Consider the following 965-nt stretch of genomic DNA (forward strand, 5'->3'; position numbering starts at 1 on the left):
GGTATCGCGAGCTTTATTGGCGCGCGTTTCATGCCCGTGATCAATGACATGATTGACGGTTTTTCTCGCCTGATTGATGAAAACCGCGACCTCATTCAAACAACCGTTGCGAGCTGGGCAAAAACCTTAAAAAAAGTCTTTAATGATTTGCTTAATCCTACCTCTGATTTAAGAAAAGGTATCAGTGATCTCACAGAGAGGATTAAAGGCTGGTTCCAATGGCTAGAACCTCTGATTGGTGAAATAACCCTCTTTAAGGTAGGACTTGTGGCACTTGGTTCGTTCATTTTTGGTCCACTCATTGCCGCATTAGCCGCAGCGGGAGCAGCGTTTGTCACGCTTGGCTATACTATAATGACGACACCTATCGGGTGGCTAATTGGCGGCATCGCAGCTCTTGTTGGAGCTGGATATCTGCTCTACAAAAATTGGGACAAAATCAATGGCTGGCTGCTTACATCACTAGCCATAGTAAGCGCAGTTTTTATCAGGCTTGCTTTCGCTCTTTCAGGACCAGTGCTTTCAGCCTTCACTTCCGTTAGTTCTAAAATTACCGGTCTGGCTGCAAATCTTGGAAAATCCCTGCTCTCAAAAATAATCGCAGCAGATAAAGCTTTTATTAGATTTTCTGCTACTCTGGGAAGATCACTGCTTTCAGCATTAGCCTCAGCTGCTTCTGCAGTCGCTAGTCTTGCTTTAACTCTTGTAGGGACACTGATTTCGGCAATAACTGCCGTTGGTTCTGCTTTTATATCGCTTGGTATCGCAATCATGACCACTCCTATCGGCTGGATCGCTGGCGGCATAGCAGCCCTTGTTGGAGTTGGATATCTGCTCTACAAAAATTGGGATACGGTAGTAAGCTTCATAAGCAACTTGTGGAATTCTTTTGCGAGCTTATGTAGTAACGTTTTCAATAACCTCTTGACGCTCTTTAAAAACTTTTCACCGCTCTCTTGGATTTC

General features: G+C 44.6%; 1 pseudogene. It reads left to right on the plus strand.

Annotated elements, in window-relative coordinates:
- Positions 1-965 (plus strand): annotated as a pseudogene (locus ACFIKE_RS11475) (phage tail protein); the annotation flags it as partial.

The organism is Bartonella sp. MU70NMGDW, from assembly GCF_042194085.1.
GTDB classification, from domain to species: Bacteria; Pseudomonadota; Alphaproteobacteria; order Rhizobiales; family Rhizobiaceae; genus Bartonella; species Bartonella grahamii.